This window comes from Clostridium sp. UBA871 (assembly GCF_002295255.1).
Taxonomy (GTDB): Bacteria; Bacillota; Clostridia; order Clostridiales; family Clostridiaceae; genus Clostridium_J; species Clostridium_J sulfidigenes.
On sequence record NZ_DBFV01000003.1, the window covers coordinates 684,988 to 700,576 of the forward strand.

At 30.3% G+C, this 15,589-nt stretch carries 12 protein-coding genes and 2 riboswitches; of the genes, 10 read left to right on the plus strand and 2 right to left on the minus strand.

Features of this window, described 5'->3' with window-relative positions:
• Window positions 1–111 precede the first annotated feature (111 nt).
• The 8 genes from gap to B3086_RS05040 all read left to right on the plus strand — a co-directional run bounded on the left by gap (window position 112) and on the right by B3086_RS05040 (window position 9,464).
• The gene (gene gap / locus B3086_RS05005; protein WP_150843439.1) at window positions 112–1,146 is read left to right on the plus strand and encodes a type I glyceraldehyde-3-phosphate dehydrogenase; all 1,035 of its coding nucleotides are present in this window, start codon (window positions 112–114) and stop codon (window positions 1,144–1,146) included.
• A 181-nt stretch (window positions 1,147–1,327) separates the two neighbouring features.
• The gene (locus B3086_RS05010) at window positions 1,328–3,304 is read left to right on the plus strand and encodes a YgiQ family radical SAM protein (protein WP_346848915.1); all 1,977 of its coding nucleotides are present in this window, start codon (window positions 1,328–1,330) and stop codon (window positions 3,302–3,304) included.
• Between the two features lie 299 nt (window positions 3,305–3,603).
• Complete coding sequence (locus B3086_RS05015; RefSeq protein ID WP_346848916.1) at window positions 3,604–4,041, plus strand: MarR family winged helix-turn-helix transcriptional regulator; 438 nt, start codon at window positions 3,604–3,606, stop codon at window positions 4,039–4,041.
• A 60-nt stretch (window positions 4,042–4,101) separates the two neighbouring features.
• On the plus strand, window positions 4,102–6,717 hold the full coding sequence (clpB, locus tag B3086_RS05020; protein WP_346878370.1) for an ATP-dependent chaperone ClpB: 2,616 nt from the start codon (window positions 4,102–4,104) through the stop codon (window positions 6,715–6,717).
• Window positions 6,718–6,894: 177 nt separating this feature from the next.
• Window positions 6,895–7,050 carry a zinc-ribbon domain-containing protein gene (locus B3086_RS05025; protein WP_035132601.1) on the plus strand — a complete coding sequence of 52 codons (156 nt, stop codon included), beginning with the start codon at window positions 6,895–6,897 and terminating at the stop codon, window positions 7,048–7,050.
• A 197-nt stretch (window positions 7,051–7,247) separates the two neighbouring features.
• On the plus strand, window positions 7,248–8,690 hold the full coding sequence (locus B3086_RS05030) for a DEAD/DEAH box helicase (protein ID WP_346879683.1): 1,443 nt from the start codon (window positions 7,248–7,250) through the stop codon (window positions 8,688–8,690).
• Between the two features lie 158 nt (window positions 8,691–8,848).
• Window positions 8,849–9,004 carry a zinc-ribbon domain-containing protein gene (locus tag B3086_RS05035; RefSeq protein ID WP_035132599.1) on the plus strand — a complete coding sequence of 52 codons (156 nt, stop codon included), beginning with the start codon at window positions 8,849–8,851 and terminating at the stop codon, window positions 9,002–9,004.
• Window positions 9,005–9,308: 304 nt separating this feature from the next.
• A complete protein-coding gene (locus tag B3086_RS05040; RefSeq protein ID WP_035132598.1) occupies window positions 9,309–9,464 on the plus strand; it encodes a zinc-ribbon domain-containing protein in 156 nt (51 codons plus the stop codon).
• Between the two features lie 114 nt (window positions 9,465–9,578).
• Here B3086_RS05040 and mgtE read toward each other — a convergent pair whose 3' ends face one another.
• Both mgtE and B3086_RS05050 read right to left on the minus strand, forming a co-directional pair.
• Window positions 9,579–10,916 carry a magnesium transporter gene (mgtE, locus tag B3086_RS05045; protein ID WP_346848919.1) on the minus strand — a complete coding sequence of 446 codons (1,338 nt, stop codon included), beginning with the start codon at window positions 10,914–10,916 and terminating at the stop codon, window positions 9,579–9,581.
• A gap of 406 nt (window positions 10,917–11,322) precedes the next feature.
• Window positions 11,323–11,482, minus strand: a riboswitch (M-box (ykoK) riboswitch).
• Window positions 11,483–11,624: 142 nt separating this feature from the next.
• Window positions 11,625–12,809 carry a cation:proton antiporter gene (locus B3086_RS05050; protein ID WP_346848920.1) on the minus strand — a complete coding sequence of 395 codons (1,185 nt, stop codon included), beginning with the start codon at window positions 12,807–12,809 and terminating at the stop codon, window positions 11,625–11,627.
• 145 nt (window positions 12,810–12,954) lie between these two features.
• Window positions 12,955–13,012: riboswitch (Fluoride riboswitch) on the minus strand.
• A gap of 161 nt (window positions 13,013–13,173) precedes the next feature.
• On the opposite strand from B3086_RS05050, the gene B3086_RS05055 reads away from it, so the two are divergent.
• Together B3086_RS05055 and B3086_RS05060 are read left to right on the plus strand one after the other, a co-directional pair.
• On the plus strand, window positions 13,174–14,178 hold the full coding sequence (locus tag B3086_RS05055; protein ID WP_346878372.1) for a M42 family metallopeptidase: 1,005 nt from the start codon (window positions 13,174–13,176) through the stop codon (window positions 14,176–14,178).
• Window positions 14,179–14,263: 85 nt separating this feature from the next.
• Window positions 14,264–15,427, plus strand: coding sequence for an iron-containing alcohol dehydrogenase (locus tag B3086_RS05060; protein ID WP_346848922.1), 1,164 nt, complete (start codon window positions 14,264–14,266; stop codon window positions 15,425–15,427).
• The last annotated feature ends 162 nt before the right edge of the window (window positions 15,428–15,589 follow it).

Consider the following 15,589-nt stretch of genomic DNA (forward strand, 5'->3'; position numbering starts at 1 on the left):
TATATTTCAACGGGAAATTAAGAAAAAATATGATATACTATATTTGACACATATTCTAATGTGATATACTATATTGATATAAAGAGTATAACAATGAATTGCGGGGGTTCAATTATGATAAACGTTGGAATAAATGGATTCGGAAGAATCGGAAGAACTTTTTTAAGGATAGCATGTGAAAGTCCTGAGACGGATTTTAATATTGTAGCTATAAATGCTAGAGCAGATATAAAAACACTTGCACATTTATTTGTTTATGATTCATGCTTTGGTACCTTCAAAGGAGACGTTAAGACAACAGAGGATTCAATAATAATTAATAATAAAGAAATAAAGATAACAAGATGTGGATCACCAAAAGAAATTCCTTGGAAGGACTTAGAGGTTGATTTAGTTATAGAGTCTACTGGAAAATTTAAAACAAAAGAAGAACTTATGGATCATGTAAAAGCAGGAGCTAAAAAAGTTATATTAACAGCACCAGGTAAAGATGAAGATATAACAGTAGTAATGGGTGTAAATGATTCTGATTTAGATTTATCACAACATACAATCATATCAAATGCATCATGTACTACTAATTGTCTAGCACCTGTAGCTAAAGTAATAGATGATAAATTTGGGATTAAAAAAGGATTTATAACTACAGTTCACTCTTATACAAATGACCAACAAATCCTTGATAAGAGTCATAAAGATTTAAGAAGAGCAAGAGCGGCAGGGGAATCTATAGTGCCAACTACAACTGGAGCTGCAAAAGCGGTTGCAAAGGTATTACCTCAATTAAAGGGTAGATTAGATGGATTTGCATTAAGAGTTCCAACAGCTGCTGTATCTATAACAGATTTAGTATGCGAAGTTGAAAAAGAAACTACCGTAGAAGAAATAAATAGAGTAATTAAAGAAGCATCTGAAAATGAACTTAAGGGAATATTAGGTTTATGTGAATTACCATTAGTATCTGTAGACTTTAAAGGAGATAGTAGATCTTCTATAGTAGATGGATTATCAACTATGGTAAATGGAAACATGATTAAAGTAGCATCTTGGTATGATAATGAGTGGGGATATTCAGCAAGAGTTGTTGATTTAGCTAACTACGTTGCACAGATGTTAAAGGAAGAAAAAGTTACTAAAATAGCTTAAGGTGTTAAGGGTTTTAAGTAACAATATAAATTAATTTAGCCAACTATTATAAAATACCAATATATTTAATTTAGAGTCAAGAGATTATTTTGTAAAAGAAATAGTCTCTTGATTCTTTTTATAGTATAATTAGACCTTGAGTTGAATTATAAATTTGAACTATATTTGAGTAGGTGATTAAATGTTAGAAAATAGATTTTTACCAATTTGTAAAGATGATATGTTAGAAAGACAATGGGAACAGTTAGATTTTATAATAGTAACAGGAGATGCATACATAGACCATCATAGCTTTGGTACTGCTATAATTTCTAGAGTTCTTGAAGATGCAGGATTTAAAGTAGGAATAATTCCTCAACCTGATTGGCATAACACTGAAGATTTTATGAAATTAGGAAGACCTAGATTAGGATTTTTAGTTAATGGTGGTAACATGGATTCCATGGTAAATCATTACACTGTAGCTAAAAGAGTTAGAGAAAAGGATCTTTATTCTCCAGGTGGGAAAATAGGTTTAAGACCAGATCGAGCTACTATTGTATACTGTAATAAAATTAGAGAAGCATATAAGAATATTCCGGTTATAATTGGTGGAGTAGAGGCTAGTCTTAGGAGATTTGCCCATTATGATTACTGGAGTGATAAGGTAAGAAAATCAATGTTAGTAGATAGTGGAGCTGATTTACTTATATATGGAATGAGTGAAAAGCAAATAGTAGAAGTGGCAAATTGTTTAAATGATGGATTAGAAGTTCAGTATATAAGACATGTGCCTGGAACATGCTATATGATAGATGACTTAGAATATGTAAGCGGGTATATTGAGATACCGTCCTATAAAGCTGTATCTATAGATAAGATGGAGTATGCCAAAGCATTTAAGGTTCAATATGAAGAACAAGATCCAGTAAGAGGAAAGGCTCTAGTACAAAAGCATGCCAATAGATATGTGGTACAAAATAGACCAGAGATGCCACTAACTAGGGAAGAGTTAGACCATGTTTATGGATTATCTTACACAAAAAATTATCATCCTTGTTATGAAGAAGCAGGTGGAATAGCTGCTATAGAAGAGGTTAAATTTAGTATAGTTAGTTCTAGAGGTTGCTTTGGAAATTGTTCTTTTTGTGCTATAACTTTCCATCAAGGAAGAATAGTTCAGAGTAGAAGCGAAGATTCTATTTTACAAGAAGTTGTAGAAATAACAAATTTACCTGATTTTAAAGGATATATTCATGATGTGGGAGGTCCTACTGCAAACTTTAGACGCCCTGCATGCAAAACTCAGCTTAAGCATGGTGCATGTAAGCATAAGCAATGTTTATATCCAAAACCATGTAAAAATATAGATGCAGATCATACTGAGTATTTAGAACTACTAAGAAAGGTAAGAGCTACTCCTAAGGTGAAGAAGGCATTTGTACGCTCAGGGTTACGTTATGATTATATAATGGCAGATAAAAATGATACCTTCTTTAAAGAACTTGTAGAACATCATGTAAGTGGACAATTAAAGGTAGCTCCAGAGCATGTTTGTGCTGATGTTTTAAAGTATATGGGAAAACCATCTGGGAAGACCTATGATAGATTTGTAGATAAGTTTTATAATCTTACTGAGCAAGTTGGAAAGAAACAATATATTATACCTTACTTAATGTCTAGTCATCCAGGGAGTACATTAGCATCAGCTATAGAGTTAGCAGAATATCTAAGAGATATTAATTATCAGCCAGAGCAAGTTCAGGATTTTTATCCAACACCTGGAACTTTATCTACAGCTATGTTTTATACAGGGGTAGATCCATTAACTATGAAAGAGATATATGTACCTAAGAGCAAGAGGGAAAAAGCAATGCAAAGAGCTCTTCTTCAATATAGAAACCCTAAAAAGTATGATATAGTATATGAAGCTTTAGTGGAAGCTGGAAGAGAAGATTTAATAGGAAATGGACCGAAGTGTTTAATAAGGCCTAAAACACAAGGAAAAAATCTTAACCATGGTGGAAATTACAGTAGGCATAAAAAGGTTGGTAAAGAACATAGTAATAGTAAAACAGTTTTACCTAGAGGTAGTCATGGAAGAACTTCTTTAGAAAGAAAAAAGGGTAAAAACACTTCTACTAATAAGAGAAAATCTATGAAGAAAACTCGTCAGTAGTTAGGGAAAAGAAATAAGAAATAAGAAATAAGAAATAATTAAATCAAAATTTATTGTAAATATAAAATAAAAGTAATAATGATAGTAGATTTTCATTATTACTTTTATTTTTGATTAAAAAAATTTCATTATTGACAAAATAGTACGATGGTAGTACTATTTATTTAAAGATATAGTACGAAATTCGTACTAGTTAAATTTTACGTTTAGCAAACAATAATATAGGTTGTAATCTATTGATTTAATAATTGAATTATGATGATTGTAGGATATAAGAAGATTTTAAAGGAGTAGGTGTAATGGAGGATAATGACAAGTTAATTGAAGAATTTTCGAATTTATGGAAAATGTTTTTGTCTTTTTCAAATCAACATAGGACTATGGAGGAATTTCCTAGGATAGAAAGACTTAATACTATGGAAATTAGTATTATAAGAATTGTCTATGATAGGGATGATATAATTTTAAAGGAAATTTGTAATATGTTAGACATACCTAAAAGTACTTTAACCAGTGCTATAGATAGGCTAGAAAGACTTAATTATGTGAATAGAACTATTAGTAAGAGAGACAGAAGATCCTATGGATTACAACTTACAGATGAAGGCAAGGAAGTGAAGAATGAACATATAGCTTTTGAAAGAAAATTGTATGGATATGTTTTAAATGCCTTAGACACAAATGGTGAAAGAGAAGAATTTTTAAAGCTATTTAGAAAGATAGTTAATAATATTTAAGTTTTATGAAGGGAGAAATGCTACTTAATTAGATATAAAATTGGAGTAGCAGGTGATGTTATGGAGACAGAAAAATTAACAATAAGAGTTCAACAAAGTTTAAATGATGCCTATGAGGAAGCAGTAAGAAATAATCATCAACAAGTAGATATTATTCATTTATTCTCTGCACTTCTAAATCAAAGAGATGGATTAATACCTAATGTCCTTGAAAAAATGGGTGTGGATGTTGAAGGAATTAAAAGAAAAGTAAATTTAGAGCTAGAGAAAATGCCTAAAGTATTAGGAGAAGGAGCTCGTTCATCTGGAGTTACTGCCACTAGAAGAATCAATGAAGTTTTAGTTAAGGCTCAAGATATATCAGAGAAATTTCATGATTCCTATATAAGTGTAGAACACATAATGATGGCTATCATGGAGGTTGATGCAAAAGGTATATCAGGGAAAATACTTAAGGAATATGGCATAGATAAAGAAAAATTTATGGAAGTGTTATCTCAGGTTAGGGGAAATCAAAGGGTAGATACTAATGATCCAGAGGGAACTTATGATGCTCTTGCTAAGTATGGAACGAATTTAATTGACCTTGCTAAGGAACATAAATTAGATCCTGTAATAGGAAGAGATGAAGAGATAAGACGTGTAATTAGAATTTTATCAAGAAGAACTAAAAACAATCCAGTGCTTATTGGTGAGCCTGGAGTAGGTAAGACTGCCATAGTTGAAGGTTTGGCAGAAAGAATTGTACGTGGAGATGTACCAGAAGGATTAAAAGACAGGATGATTTTTTCTTTAGATATGGGAGCTTTAATTGCAGGAGCTAAGTATAGAGGTGAATTTGAAGAAAGACTTAAAGCTGTACTAAAGGAAGTTAAGAGTTCTGATGGGAAGATAATATTATTTATAGATGAAATTCATACTATTGTAGGTGCTGGAAAAGCTGATGGAGCTATGGATGCAGGAAATCTTATAAAGCCTATGCTAGCAAGAGGAGAATTACATTGTATTGGAGCTACTACTTTTGATGAATATAGACAATATATAGAAAAAGATAAAGCATTAGAGAGAAGATTTCAACCAGTTATTGCAGAAGAGCCTACAGTACAAGATACAATTTCAATATTAAGAGGACTTAAGGAAAGATTTGAAATACACCATGGAGTTAGAATTCATGATTCAGCTATAGTAACAGCAGCCAAATTATCTAATAGGTATATTCAAGATAGGTTTTTACCAGACAAAGCCATAGATTTAATTGATGAAGCTGGGGCTATGATAAGAAGTGAAATAGATTCTCTTCCTACAGAACTTGATATGGTTAGAAGAAAGCTATTTACATTAGAAACTGAAAGAGAAGCTCTGATTAAAGAAAGTGATGAAGCATCTCAAAAGAGACTTGAACAACTTCAAAAGGAGTTAGCAGAATTAAAAGAAAAAAATGATGAAATGACTGCTAAATATGAACAAGAAAAAAGCAAGATTCTTGAAGTTAGAACTTTGAAAGAGCAATTGGATGAAGCTAGAGGTAAGGTTGAAAGGTATGAGAGAGAATATGATTTAAATAGTGCTGCAGAACTAAAATATGGGGTTATACCACGTCTTGAAGAAGAAATAAAGGAAAAAGAAGAAAGCATGCACAATAATTATGAAACAGCCCTTCTCAAAGAAGAGGTTACAGAAGAAGAAATTTCTCAAATTGTATCTAAGTGGACTGGAATTCCAGTAACACGATTAGTAGAAGGGGAAAGAGAAAAACTATTAAGATTAGAGGAGGAACTTAGCAATAGGGTAATAGGTCAAGATGAAGCAGTAACAGCTGTTGCTAATGCCGTAATTAGGGCTAGAGCAGGGATGAAAGATGAAAATAAGCCTATTGGTTCATTCATTTTCCTAGGGCCTACAGGGGTAGGTAAAACAGAACTGGCTAAAACTTTAGCGAGAAATTTATTTGATAGTGAAGAAAATATTATAAGAATTGATATGTCAGAGTACATGGAAAAATATTCAGTATCAAGACTTATAGGAGCGCCTCCAGGATATGTAGGTTATGAAGAAGGGGGACAATTAACTGAAGCGGTAAGAAGAAATCCATATTCAGTAGTTTTATTTGATGAGATAGAAAAGGCTCATGAAGATGTATTTAACGTATTTCTACAAATATTAGATGATGGAAGACTCACTGATAATAAGGGCAAAACTATAGACTTTAAAAATACTATAATAATTATGACTTCTAATATAGGTAGTAGTCATCTACTAGAGGATAGTGGTGTGATTACTGAAAAAACTAAAGCTTTAGTAATGAGTGAAATGAAGAGTAGGTTCAAGCCAGAATTTTTAAACCGTGTAGATGACATTATAATGTTTAAACCACTAAATATTGAAGGTATAAAGAAAATTATAGATATATTTATTGACCATGTTAGAAGAAGATTATATGATAAAAATATAGGTTTAGAAATTACTGACGTAGCTAAGGAGATTTTAGCAACAGAAGGCTATGATCCAGTTTATGGGGCAAGACCACTAAAAAGATATATTGGAAATGTTTTAGAAACCATGATTGCAAAAAAAATTATAGCTGGGGAAGTTTACGATGGATGTAATATTTTAGTAGATGGTAAGGGTGAACAAATAGTATTTGAAATAAGTAATAAAGGGATTACTACTGTATAAATAAAGATAAAATAAAATATTTATATAATTACTTGCATTATACGTAAAGTGTATGTTATACTGAGTAAGTGGTTAAACACAAATAAAATTGAAATAAAGATTTAACATATATAATAATTTTCTTCAATTCGAGGATTTGTTAATAATAGGTGGATCTTTAAAATGGAGGAATTGTAAATGGCAGATAGAACATTAACATGCAGAGATTGCGGAAACGAATTCGTATTCACAGAGGGAGAGCAAGCTTTCTACGCTGAAAAAGGATTCGAAAATGAGCCAACTAGATGTGCTGATTGCAGAAGAGCAAGAAAAGCAGAAAGAAATAGAAGATAATTAATATTTAATATTTCAATGAAAGCTATAAGAAGTGATTCTTATAGCTTTTATTTTTGAGCTATATAGAATTAACTATTTATATAAAAAGTATTAATGTATAAAATTTTAAAAATAAGTAGAAATATATATATAAATCTAATATGATGTAAAATAGGAATAATGATTAGATATTAATTAGATACAAGGAGATAGTTATGGAAAGTGGATTTAAAAAATATAATTTAAGTGAAAACATATTACAGGCTCTAAACAATCTAGGGTTTGAAAATCCTTCTGAAGTTCAAGATAAAACAATTCCAAGTCTTTTGGATGGAGAAGATATTATAGTAAAATCACAAACTGGAAGTGGGAAAACAGCGAGCTTTGGAGTTCCTATTTGTAATGAAGTTAGGGTAGAAGAGGGAAAAATAACAGCATTAGTTCTAGTTCCCACAAGAGAACTTGCATTACAGGTTAAAGATGATATATCCAATATAGGGAGAATAAAAAAAGTTAGATGTGCTGCTGTTTTTGGAAAGCAGCCTTTTAATGAGCAGGTTAGAGAACTTAAGCAGAGGGTACATATAGTAATAGGAACACCTGGGAGGATAAGTGACCATATGAATAGAGGAAACTTAAACTTTAAGGATTTAACATATGTAATCATTGATGAAGCAGATAAAATGCTAAATATGGGTTTTATAGATCAGATAAGTGATATACTAGATAGACTACCGAAAAAAAGGACAACAGCTCTATTTTCTGCAACAATACCAGAAAGTATCGAGGAGCTATGCACTAATTATATGATAAACCCTAGATTTTTAGAAATAGAATCCAAGATATTTAATCGCGATAAAATAAAAGAATCATATTTAAATGTTGAACATAAAGATAAGTTTAAAGCCTTATGGAAGAACTTATATGCATGCACACCGGATGCAGCTATAATATTTTGTAATACCAAAGATAAAGTTAAAAAAGTGTATGAAGAATTAAAGTCAGAGGGAATTTCAGTAGAACAACTACATGGAGATATGGAACAAAAAATAAGGATTGAAACTATGGAAAGGTTCAAGAATGAGGAATTTAAAGTACTGGTTGCTACGGATATTGCAGCAAGAGGGATTCATGTAGATAATATAACTCATGTATTTAATTATGAAGTTCCAATGGAAAGGGAAAGTTATGTTCATAGAATAGGTAGAACGGGAAGAGCAGGACGGGAAGGAACAGCTATAACTTTAGTTTCTGAATATGAAAAGAAGTATTTGACTTCTATAGAAGAATACTTAGGGTATAGTATTAAAAAGGGGAATTTCCCAAGTGATTTAGAGATTAAAGAAGGTAAGAGTGTATTTAAGGAGAGTCAGAAAGAACTTAAAGTAGGACAGAGAAATAAAAAGAAAGTAATTCATAAAGATATCTTAAAAGTATACATTGGAGCTGGTAAAAAAAAGAAAATAAGGAATATAGATATAGTGGGAGCTCTTAGTAATCTTCCAGATTTGAATGGAGACGATATTGGTATAATAGATATACAAGATAATATTTCTTATGTAGATATACTGAATAATAAAGGTGAGAACTTCTTAAAAAAATATGGAGAGATAATTATTAAAGGTAAAAAAGTTAAAGTGCAAAAATCTAGGAAATAAAATTAAAATATATATTGAATTATTATTATCGCCATGATATACTAAAAGAGTAGTAAATACAAAAATATATTATAAAGATTTAAGATTAATAACACTTTTCTCCAGTTTTAGAGAATCAGTTAGTTAAAAGTAAATCTTTAAAAATGGAGGAATGAAAAATGGCAGATAGAACATTAACATGTAAAGATTGCGGAAATGAATTCATATTCACAGAAGGAGAGCAAGCTTTCTACGCTGAAAAAGGATTCGAAAATGACCCAGTAAGATGTGCTGATTGCAGAAGAGCAAGAAAATCAGAAAGAAATAGAAGATAGTAATATTTAATATTTCAATAGAAGCTATAAGAATTAATCTTATAGCTTTATTTTTATATAAAATTATAATAATTTATTAAAATATAAGGATTGATTTTATATATAGTATATGAGTTATTTAAAAATAAAATAATCCTATAATTGGTATAAAAATGGATATAAGTATTCAAAAAATACTTGAAATTTAACTAGCAAAGTGATAAACTGAAACCATAAAATAAAAAGATTCACATCTATTATAACTTTCTCCGTTTTTAGGGAATTGGTTAATTGAATGTAAATCTTTAAAAATGGAGGAATTAAAATGGCAGATAAAACAATATTATGCAAAGACTGTGGTAAAGAATTTATATTTACAGAGGGAGAGCAAGCTTTCTACGCTGAAAAAGGATTCGAAAATGAGCCAGTAAGATGCCCAGATTGCAGAAGAGCAAGAAAAGCAGAAAGAAATAGAAGATAATAATCTATTTTCTATAGAACTACAGACTAAGGTCTTGTAGTTCTTTTTTTAGTTAAAGGACTATTCTAAGGCAANNTTGCCTTAGAATAGTCCTTTATTATATTAAAATATAAATTAAACTGCTAGGTGTAGTAGATTTACGGATAATGTAAAGTATAGAGTTAGTGCAACCGCATCTACTATAGTTGTGATTAATGGGCTTGCCATAATAGCAGGATCTAATTTTAATTTTTTTGCTAAGATGGGTAGTATACCACCTACTATTTTAGCTACAACAACAGTACAGAATAAGCTTATACATACAGTGAAAGAAATTAAAAGGTTAATTTTTTCAAAATAATATATTCTTATAAAATTTACTATGGCAAGAACGGAACCTGTAATGATACTAACTCTTAGTTCTTTAAATATAACTTTAAATCCATCAGATAATTTTATATCTCCTAAGGCAAGACCTCTTATGATAAGAGTTGAAGATTGAGATCCGGCATTGCCGCCTGTATCCATTAACATTGGAATGAAGGAAGCAAGAATAACTACTGAGGATAGGACATCTTCGAATTTTCTTATAATGTTTCCTGTAAAAGTTGCTGAAATCATTAATACAAGAAGCCAAACTATTCTATGCTTAGAAAGAGTCCAAACACTGGTCTTTAAGTATTCTTCTTCATTTGGCTCCATAGCGGCCATTTTTTGGAAGTCTTCTGTGTTTTCTTGGTCTATAATATCTACTATATCATCTATGGTGATTATTCCAACTAATTTTTTTTCATTATCAGTAACTGGGATAGATAACAAGTCATACTTTTTAAATAGTTGAGCTACATTCTCTTGATCATCTAAAGTATTAACATGTATAAATTCAGTTTTCATTAAATTTTCTATTAGCATATTTTCATCACTTAAAATAAGTTTTCTTAAAGAAACAATACCTTCTAGCTCTCTGTTATCGCCTAAAACATAGCAAGTGTGAATAGTTTCCTTATCTATGCCTGTTTTCTTTATATGAGCAATAGCTTCATTTACAGACATATGCTTTTTTAAATCAGCAAATTCTATAGTCATTATACTTCCAGCTGAACTTTCAGGATATTTTAAGAATTGATTTATAATCTTACGAGTATTTTCATCTGTATTTTTTAAAACTTTTTTAACCACATTAGCAGGTAGTTCTTCTAGAAAGTCTATAGTATCATCAATGAATAAATCATCTATAATATTTGAAATTTCACTATCGGTAATAGAGTCAATTATAAATAGTCTTTCCTCGTGGTCTAGATAAGAAAATACATGTGCAGCTTTGTCTTTAGGAAGTACTCTAAAAATTTTAACTACAGATTCTTTATCCATTTCACCTAATAAAGTAGCTATATCTACTACATTCTTTTTTTCAAGAGTTTTTCTTGCATCAATGAATTTTTTTTCATTGATTAGTTTTATTGTGTTTTCCATTGTTACCCCTCCTATTAATTCAATACATTATGAACGTTCAAAATAAGTATTGACTAAAATTGAAAAATTATAATTTCTAGGTTGTAGTGGGTAAAAAACAATGAAGACATAAAAAAGCATTAAACCTCATGTTTAATGCCTTGATAAATAACTATGTAATATTTCTATCTGTTTATAGACATAAAATTCTTAATGATAGATTTAACTTTGAAAAAGTTAAAGTAAAATTAAATTATGCCATAAAGAGGGTAAGAAGTTACATAGAGTTTTATTTTTGGATTAAACAATAAACTTATTAAATCTTCATTGTCAATATTACTACTACCATCGTCCATGCTTCTTACACCTCCTAAAGTTTATCAAATAAAAAAACCTCCGTAAACTAAAACGCAGGCAAATACTAATAATAGTATGTCTCGTTCAAGTTTTAGCTCTGCAAGGCAATGAAATTGCGTTAGATTAAGCCTTCTTTGTTCGGCAAAATCTGCTAACCAGTTAAGAGTGTTTCCACTCTTTTACGGTAGCAACCCGTATCCTTGTAGTAACCTCACCTACCGAGGTATATAAAATTTTCCACTAAATAATTATATTACTTTATTTAAAATAAGTCAACAGTAAAAGGTGAATTTTTTTAAATCATTTCATTTGATAAAATATAGGACTATTTATTTTAAAAGAAATAGTCCTATATTATGTATTATTGCATTTTTAGTTCTCAACGTGTAATAAGAATTTACTTGAAACCTTTATTCCAATAGCACCTAAAGGTGCAGTTATTAAAATGGATAATACAGATATTGCTAGAATAAAATCTCCAGAAACAACACCTAGAGACAGAGGCAAGGCCCCCATGGCTGCTTGAACTGTAGCTTTAGGTATATAGGAGATGACACAGAAAATCCTTTCCTTTACGTTTAAATTAGTACCTATAAGTGAAATTATAACTCCAATACTTCTACCTACTAGTCCTATAAAAATAATTATTATACCTATTGCGCCTGAGGTGAATGCTACAGATATGTTTACTTGAGCGCCCACTAAAACAAAGAGTAGAATTTCTGCAAATATCCATAATGTATTAAGTCCTTGAGAAAGGGGAGCAGCAACATTAGGAAGTTTCTCAGTAAGAACAAAGCCAATAGTCATAACACCTAAAAGGCTTGCAATTAATAATTTATCTTTAAAGATAGTTTCTAAGGTAGTTAAAAGTATAGAAATAGCTAGCACAATTAGTATCTTTTTTACATCATTAATACTACACTTTTTAAATAAATATATAATTACAAAGCCTAATATTAATCCTAGTACTATTCCTAATATTATGGAAAGTGGTATTTGTAAAAGTTGGGAAGCGATATTAACGTTCTTACCAGAATATAAGGCAAGAAAGCTAGTTAATATTGTAATTGCAAATACATCATCAATAGAAGCACCAGCTAATATTAAAGTAGGGATGCTCTTATTAGTGCCAATTTTTTTATCTATAAGGCTAATCATTTGAGGTACAACTACAGCAGGAGATACGGCAGCAATTATAAATCCAAGGATTCCTCCCTGGATAAAGGTGAATCCTAGTAATTTAGTAGAAATAAAGGCTATAAAAAAACCTTCTAATATTCCAGGTATACAACTCATTTTTATTGCAGGTTTTCCAATTTTCTTTAAATCGGACGTTTTTATACCCATCCCAGCTCTTAATAAGATAACAATAAGTGCTATTTTACGCAAATCAGAAGAGATATTTAGTAAATCTCCATGAACCAAATTAAATCCATAGGGACCTATAGTGATTCCTAAAATTAACATACCTAAAAGTCCAGGAAGTTTAATTTTTTCAAATATAAAGTTAGAAACAATAGCAAGTAATATAATAATTGCTATACTTGTAGCCATAAAATAGCCCTCCTTTTAAATTAAAGCTTTACAATGCCAAGATTAAGACCATAAATTATTAACACAAAATATTGAAAGAATTTATTTGGTGTTAATAATTTAGTTATTTTACACATAAAAATCTCCTACAGACATACTCATAGCGTTGTCTGTAGGAGTCATTAGCAATTGCGATTAAGGTGAACTCCATCACCATAAATTATATTTTGAGTATATCAATGTTTAAAAATAAAATCAATATTTAAAAGTATAAAATTTTATGGGAATTAAAATTTCGATATACGAAATTATTATAGAATTTCATAGAATATTATGATAACATAATAAATATAGAATAAATTTACATATATAAGGAGGAAATATTATGTTATTAGAAAAATTAATCAATGCCTTTGGTGTTAGTGGATATGAAAAAGACATAAGAAGCGTAATAAGAGAAGAGATTAAGGAGTTAGCAGATGAAATTACTGTAGACGCCCTTGGAAATTTAATAGTTTATAAATCAGGAGTTGGAGAAAATAAGAAGAAAATTATGGCCTCTGCTCACATGGATGAGATAGGATTTCAAGTTGTAAAAATAGAAGATAAGGGGAATATTAGAGTTAGAGCATTAGGTGGAATCCCGGTTATTGGTACATCTATGAATAGAGTTAAGTTTAGAAATGGAATAATTGGACTAGTAGCTAGCACAATTAAGGAAAAAGAATTAACCACAGATACTAAAAAATTGTATATCGATATTGGAGCTAGTAGTAAGGAAGAAGCAGAAAAATATCTTAAAGTTGGAGATGTAGCAGCATATGTTGGAGATTATGCAGAGCTTAAGGAAAACAATATAACAGGTAAAGCGCTAGATGATAGAATTGGATGCTATATATTAGTGGAAGCTTTAAAGAAAATCAATAAGCCGTATAATGATTTATACTTTGTATTTTCAACACAAGAAGAAGTTGGTCTTAGAGGAGCTACTGTTGCAGCTAATAGAATTAATCCAGACTTAGGAATAGCTCTAGATGTTACAACTGCGCATGATTTTCCTAATTGCCCAGAAGGTAGCAATAAAGTTGGGGAAGGAACTGCGATTAAGGTTTCAGATGGTTCAGTTATATGCAATGAATATTTAGTAGAAGAGATGGTCAATTGTGCTAAGGAAAATAACATTAAATATCAATTGGATGTTATTGATGGTGGTGGTACAGATGCAGGAGCTATCAATAAATCCAACTTTGGAGTTAGGGCCACAGGTATATCAGTAGCAACTAGATATGTACATGGACCTAATGCGTTACTAAGTATGGATGATACAAATGCATCCATAGATCTTTTAGTGAATTATGTAAATAGAGAATTTAACTTTGACGAAGAATAGAATTAAATATAAAGTTTAATTTACGATAGAATTAAATAAAGAGATGTTTGTTACAAACAATATAAGTATAAGAGGAGGAAAGCATATGTTAAACTTTACACTTTATAATCCAACTAAATTAGTATTTGGAGAAAGTACAATAGAAACTATAGGAGAACATTTAGTTAAGAGTGGAATTAGAAAGGTATTAATAGTATATGGAAAAGGCTCCATAATGAAAAATGGAGTTTATGATACTGTTGTAGAATCTTTAGAGAATAATAACATAGATTATATTAAATTATCAGGAGTTAAGCCTAATCCAGTATTATCAAAGGTTCAAGAAGGCATAAAGTTAGCTAAAGAAAATGAGGTAGATGGAGTTTTAGCTGTAGGTGGAGGAAGTGTAATAGATTCGTCTAAAGCTATAGCTGCGGGAGTATGCTATGAGGGCAATGTATGGGAGTTATTTGAAGGTAAAGGAAGTGTTAAAAAAGCACTACCTCTATTTACTATATTGACTCTATCAGCAACAGGATCTGAGATGAATTCAGGTGGTGTAGTAACTAATGAAGATGAAGGTAAAAAGTGGAGCTTTGGTTCACCTTTATTATATCCTAAAGTATCTATTTTAGATCCTTCAGTTCAAAGATCTCTTCCATCCAATCAAACGGCTAATGGAGCAATAGATGCTATAAGTCACGTATTTGAAGCTTATTATGGTGGAACAGAAAGTACTGATATGCTTGATGAACTTTCAGAAGGTATTATAAGAACTGTAATTACACATACTAGAGAGTTATTAAAAGATAGCAACAATTATAAATCACGAAGTGAACTTGCTTTTGCAGCAACTTTAGCCTTAAATGGATTGAATGGAGTTGGAAGGAAAGGTGATTGGGCATCTCATTCTATAGAACATTCTCTTTCAGTACTTAATGATATTGCCCATGGTTCAGGTCTTGCTATTATAATGCCAGCATGGATGAAATATGTTTATAAAGAAGATGCTAAGAAATTTGCGAAATTTGCATGTCATGTATTTACTATAAATGAAGGTAGTGACGAAGAAAAGGCCCTAAAAGGTATTGAAGCGCTGAGAGATTTCTATAAGGAGATAGGAGCACCTATAACTTTAAAAGAAGTGGGAGTTAAGAGAGAAGAATTAGATTTTATAGCTGATAATGCTGCAATCCTTGCACCTATTGGAACACTTAAACCTTTAAAAAGAGATGATATCTATAATATATTAGAAATTGCTTTTGAATAAGCTTATAAGAATACAATATTATTAACTTAAAGTAAACATCACATTAAATGAATCTTAGTTTATTTAATGTGATGTTTTTTATTTTATATTATAAAATATTTTAAAAGAATTATAAGTATATCAGAAGATAGTTTACAAAATTAAAGTATAATTTAATGTTAA

What these genes read in the sequence shown, in the direction of transcription:
- B3086_RS05010 (WP_346848915.1), top strand. Translation starts at nt 1,328, where the DNA reads ATGTTAGAAAATAGATTTTTACCAATTTGTAAAGATGATATGTTAGAA.
- B3086_RS05015 (WP_346848916.1), top strand. Translation starts at nt 3,604, where the DNA reads ATGGAGGATAATGACAAGTTAATTGAAGAATTTTCGAATTTATGGAAA.
- clpB (WP_346878370.1), top strand. Translation starts at nt 4,102, where the DNA reads ATGGAGACAGAAAAATTAACAATAAGAGTTCAACAAAGTTTAAATGAT.
- B3086_RS05025 (WP_035132601.1), top strand. Translation starts at nt 6,895, where the DNA reads ATGGCAGATAGAACATTAACATGCAGAGATTGCGGAAACGAATTCGTA.
- B3086_RS05030 (WP_346879683.1), top strand. Translation starts at nt 7,248, where the DNA reads ATGGAAAGTGGATTTAAAAAATATAATTTAAGTGAAAACATATTACAG.
- B3086_RS05035 (WP_035132599.1), top strand. Translation starts at nt 8,849, where the DNA reads ATGGCAGATAGAACATTAACATGTAAAGATTGCGGAAATGAATTCATA.
- B3086_RS05040 (WP_035132598.1), top strand. Translation starts at nt 9,309, where the DNA reads ATGGCAGATAAAACAATATTATGCAAAGACTGTGGTAAAGAATTTATA.
- mgtE (WP_346848919.1), bottom strand. Translation starts at nt 10,916, where the DNA reads ATGGAAAACACAATAAAACTAATCAATGAAAAAAAATTCATTGATGCA.
- B3086_RS05050 (WP_346848920.1), bottom strand. Translation starts at nt 12,809, where the DNA reads ATGGCTACAAGTATAGCAATTATTATATTACTTGCTATTGTTTCTAAC.
- B3086_RS05055 (WP_346878372.1), top strand. Translation starts at nt 13,174, where the DNA reads ATGTTATTAGAAAAATTAATCAATGCCTTTGGTGTTAGTGGATATGAA.
- B3086_RS05060 (WP_346848922.1), top strand. Translation starts at nt 14,264, where the DNA reads ATGTTAAACTTTACACTTTATAATCCAACTAAATTAGTATTTGGAGAA.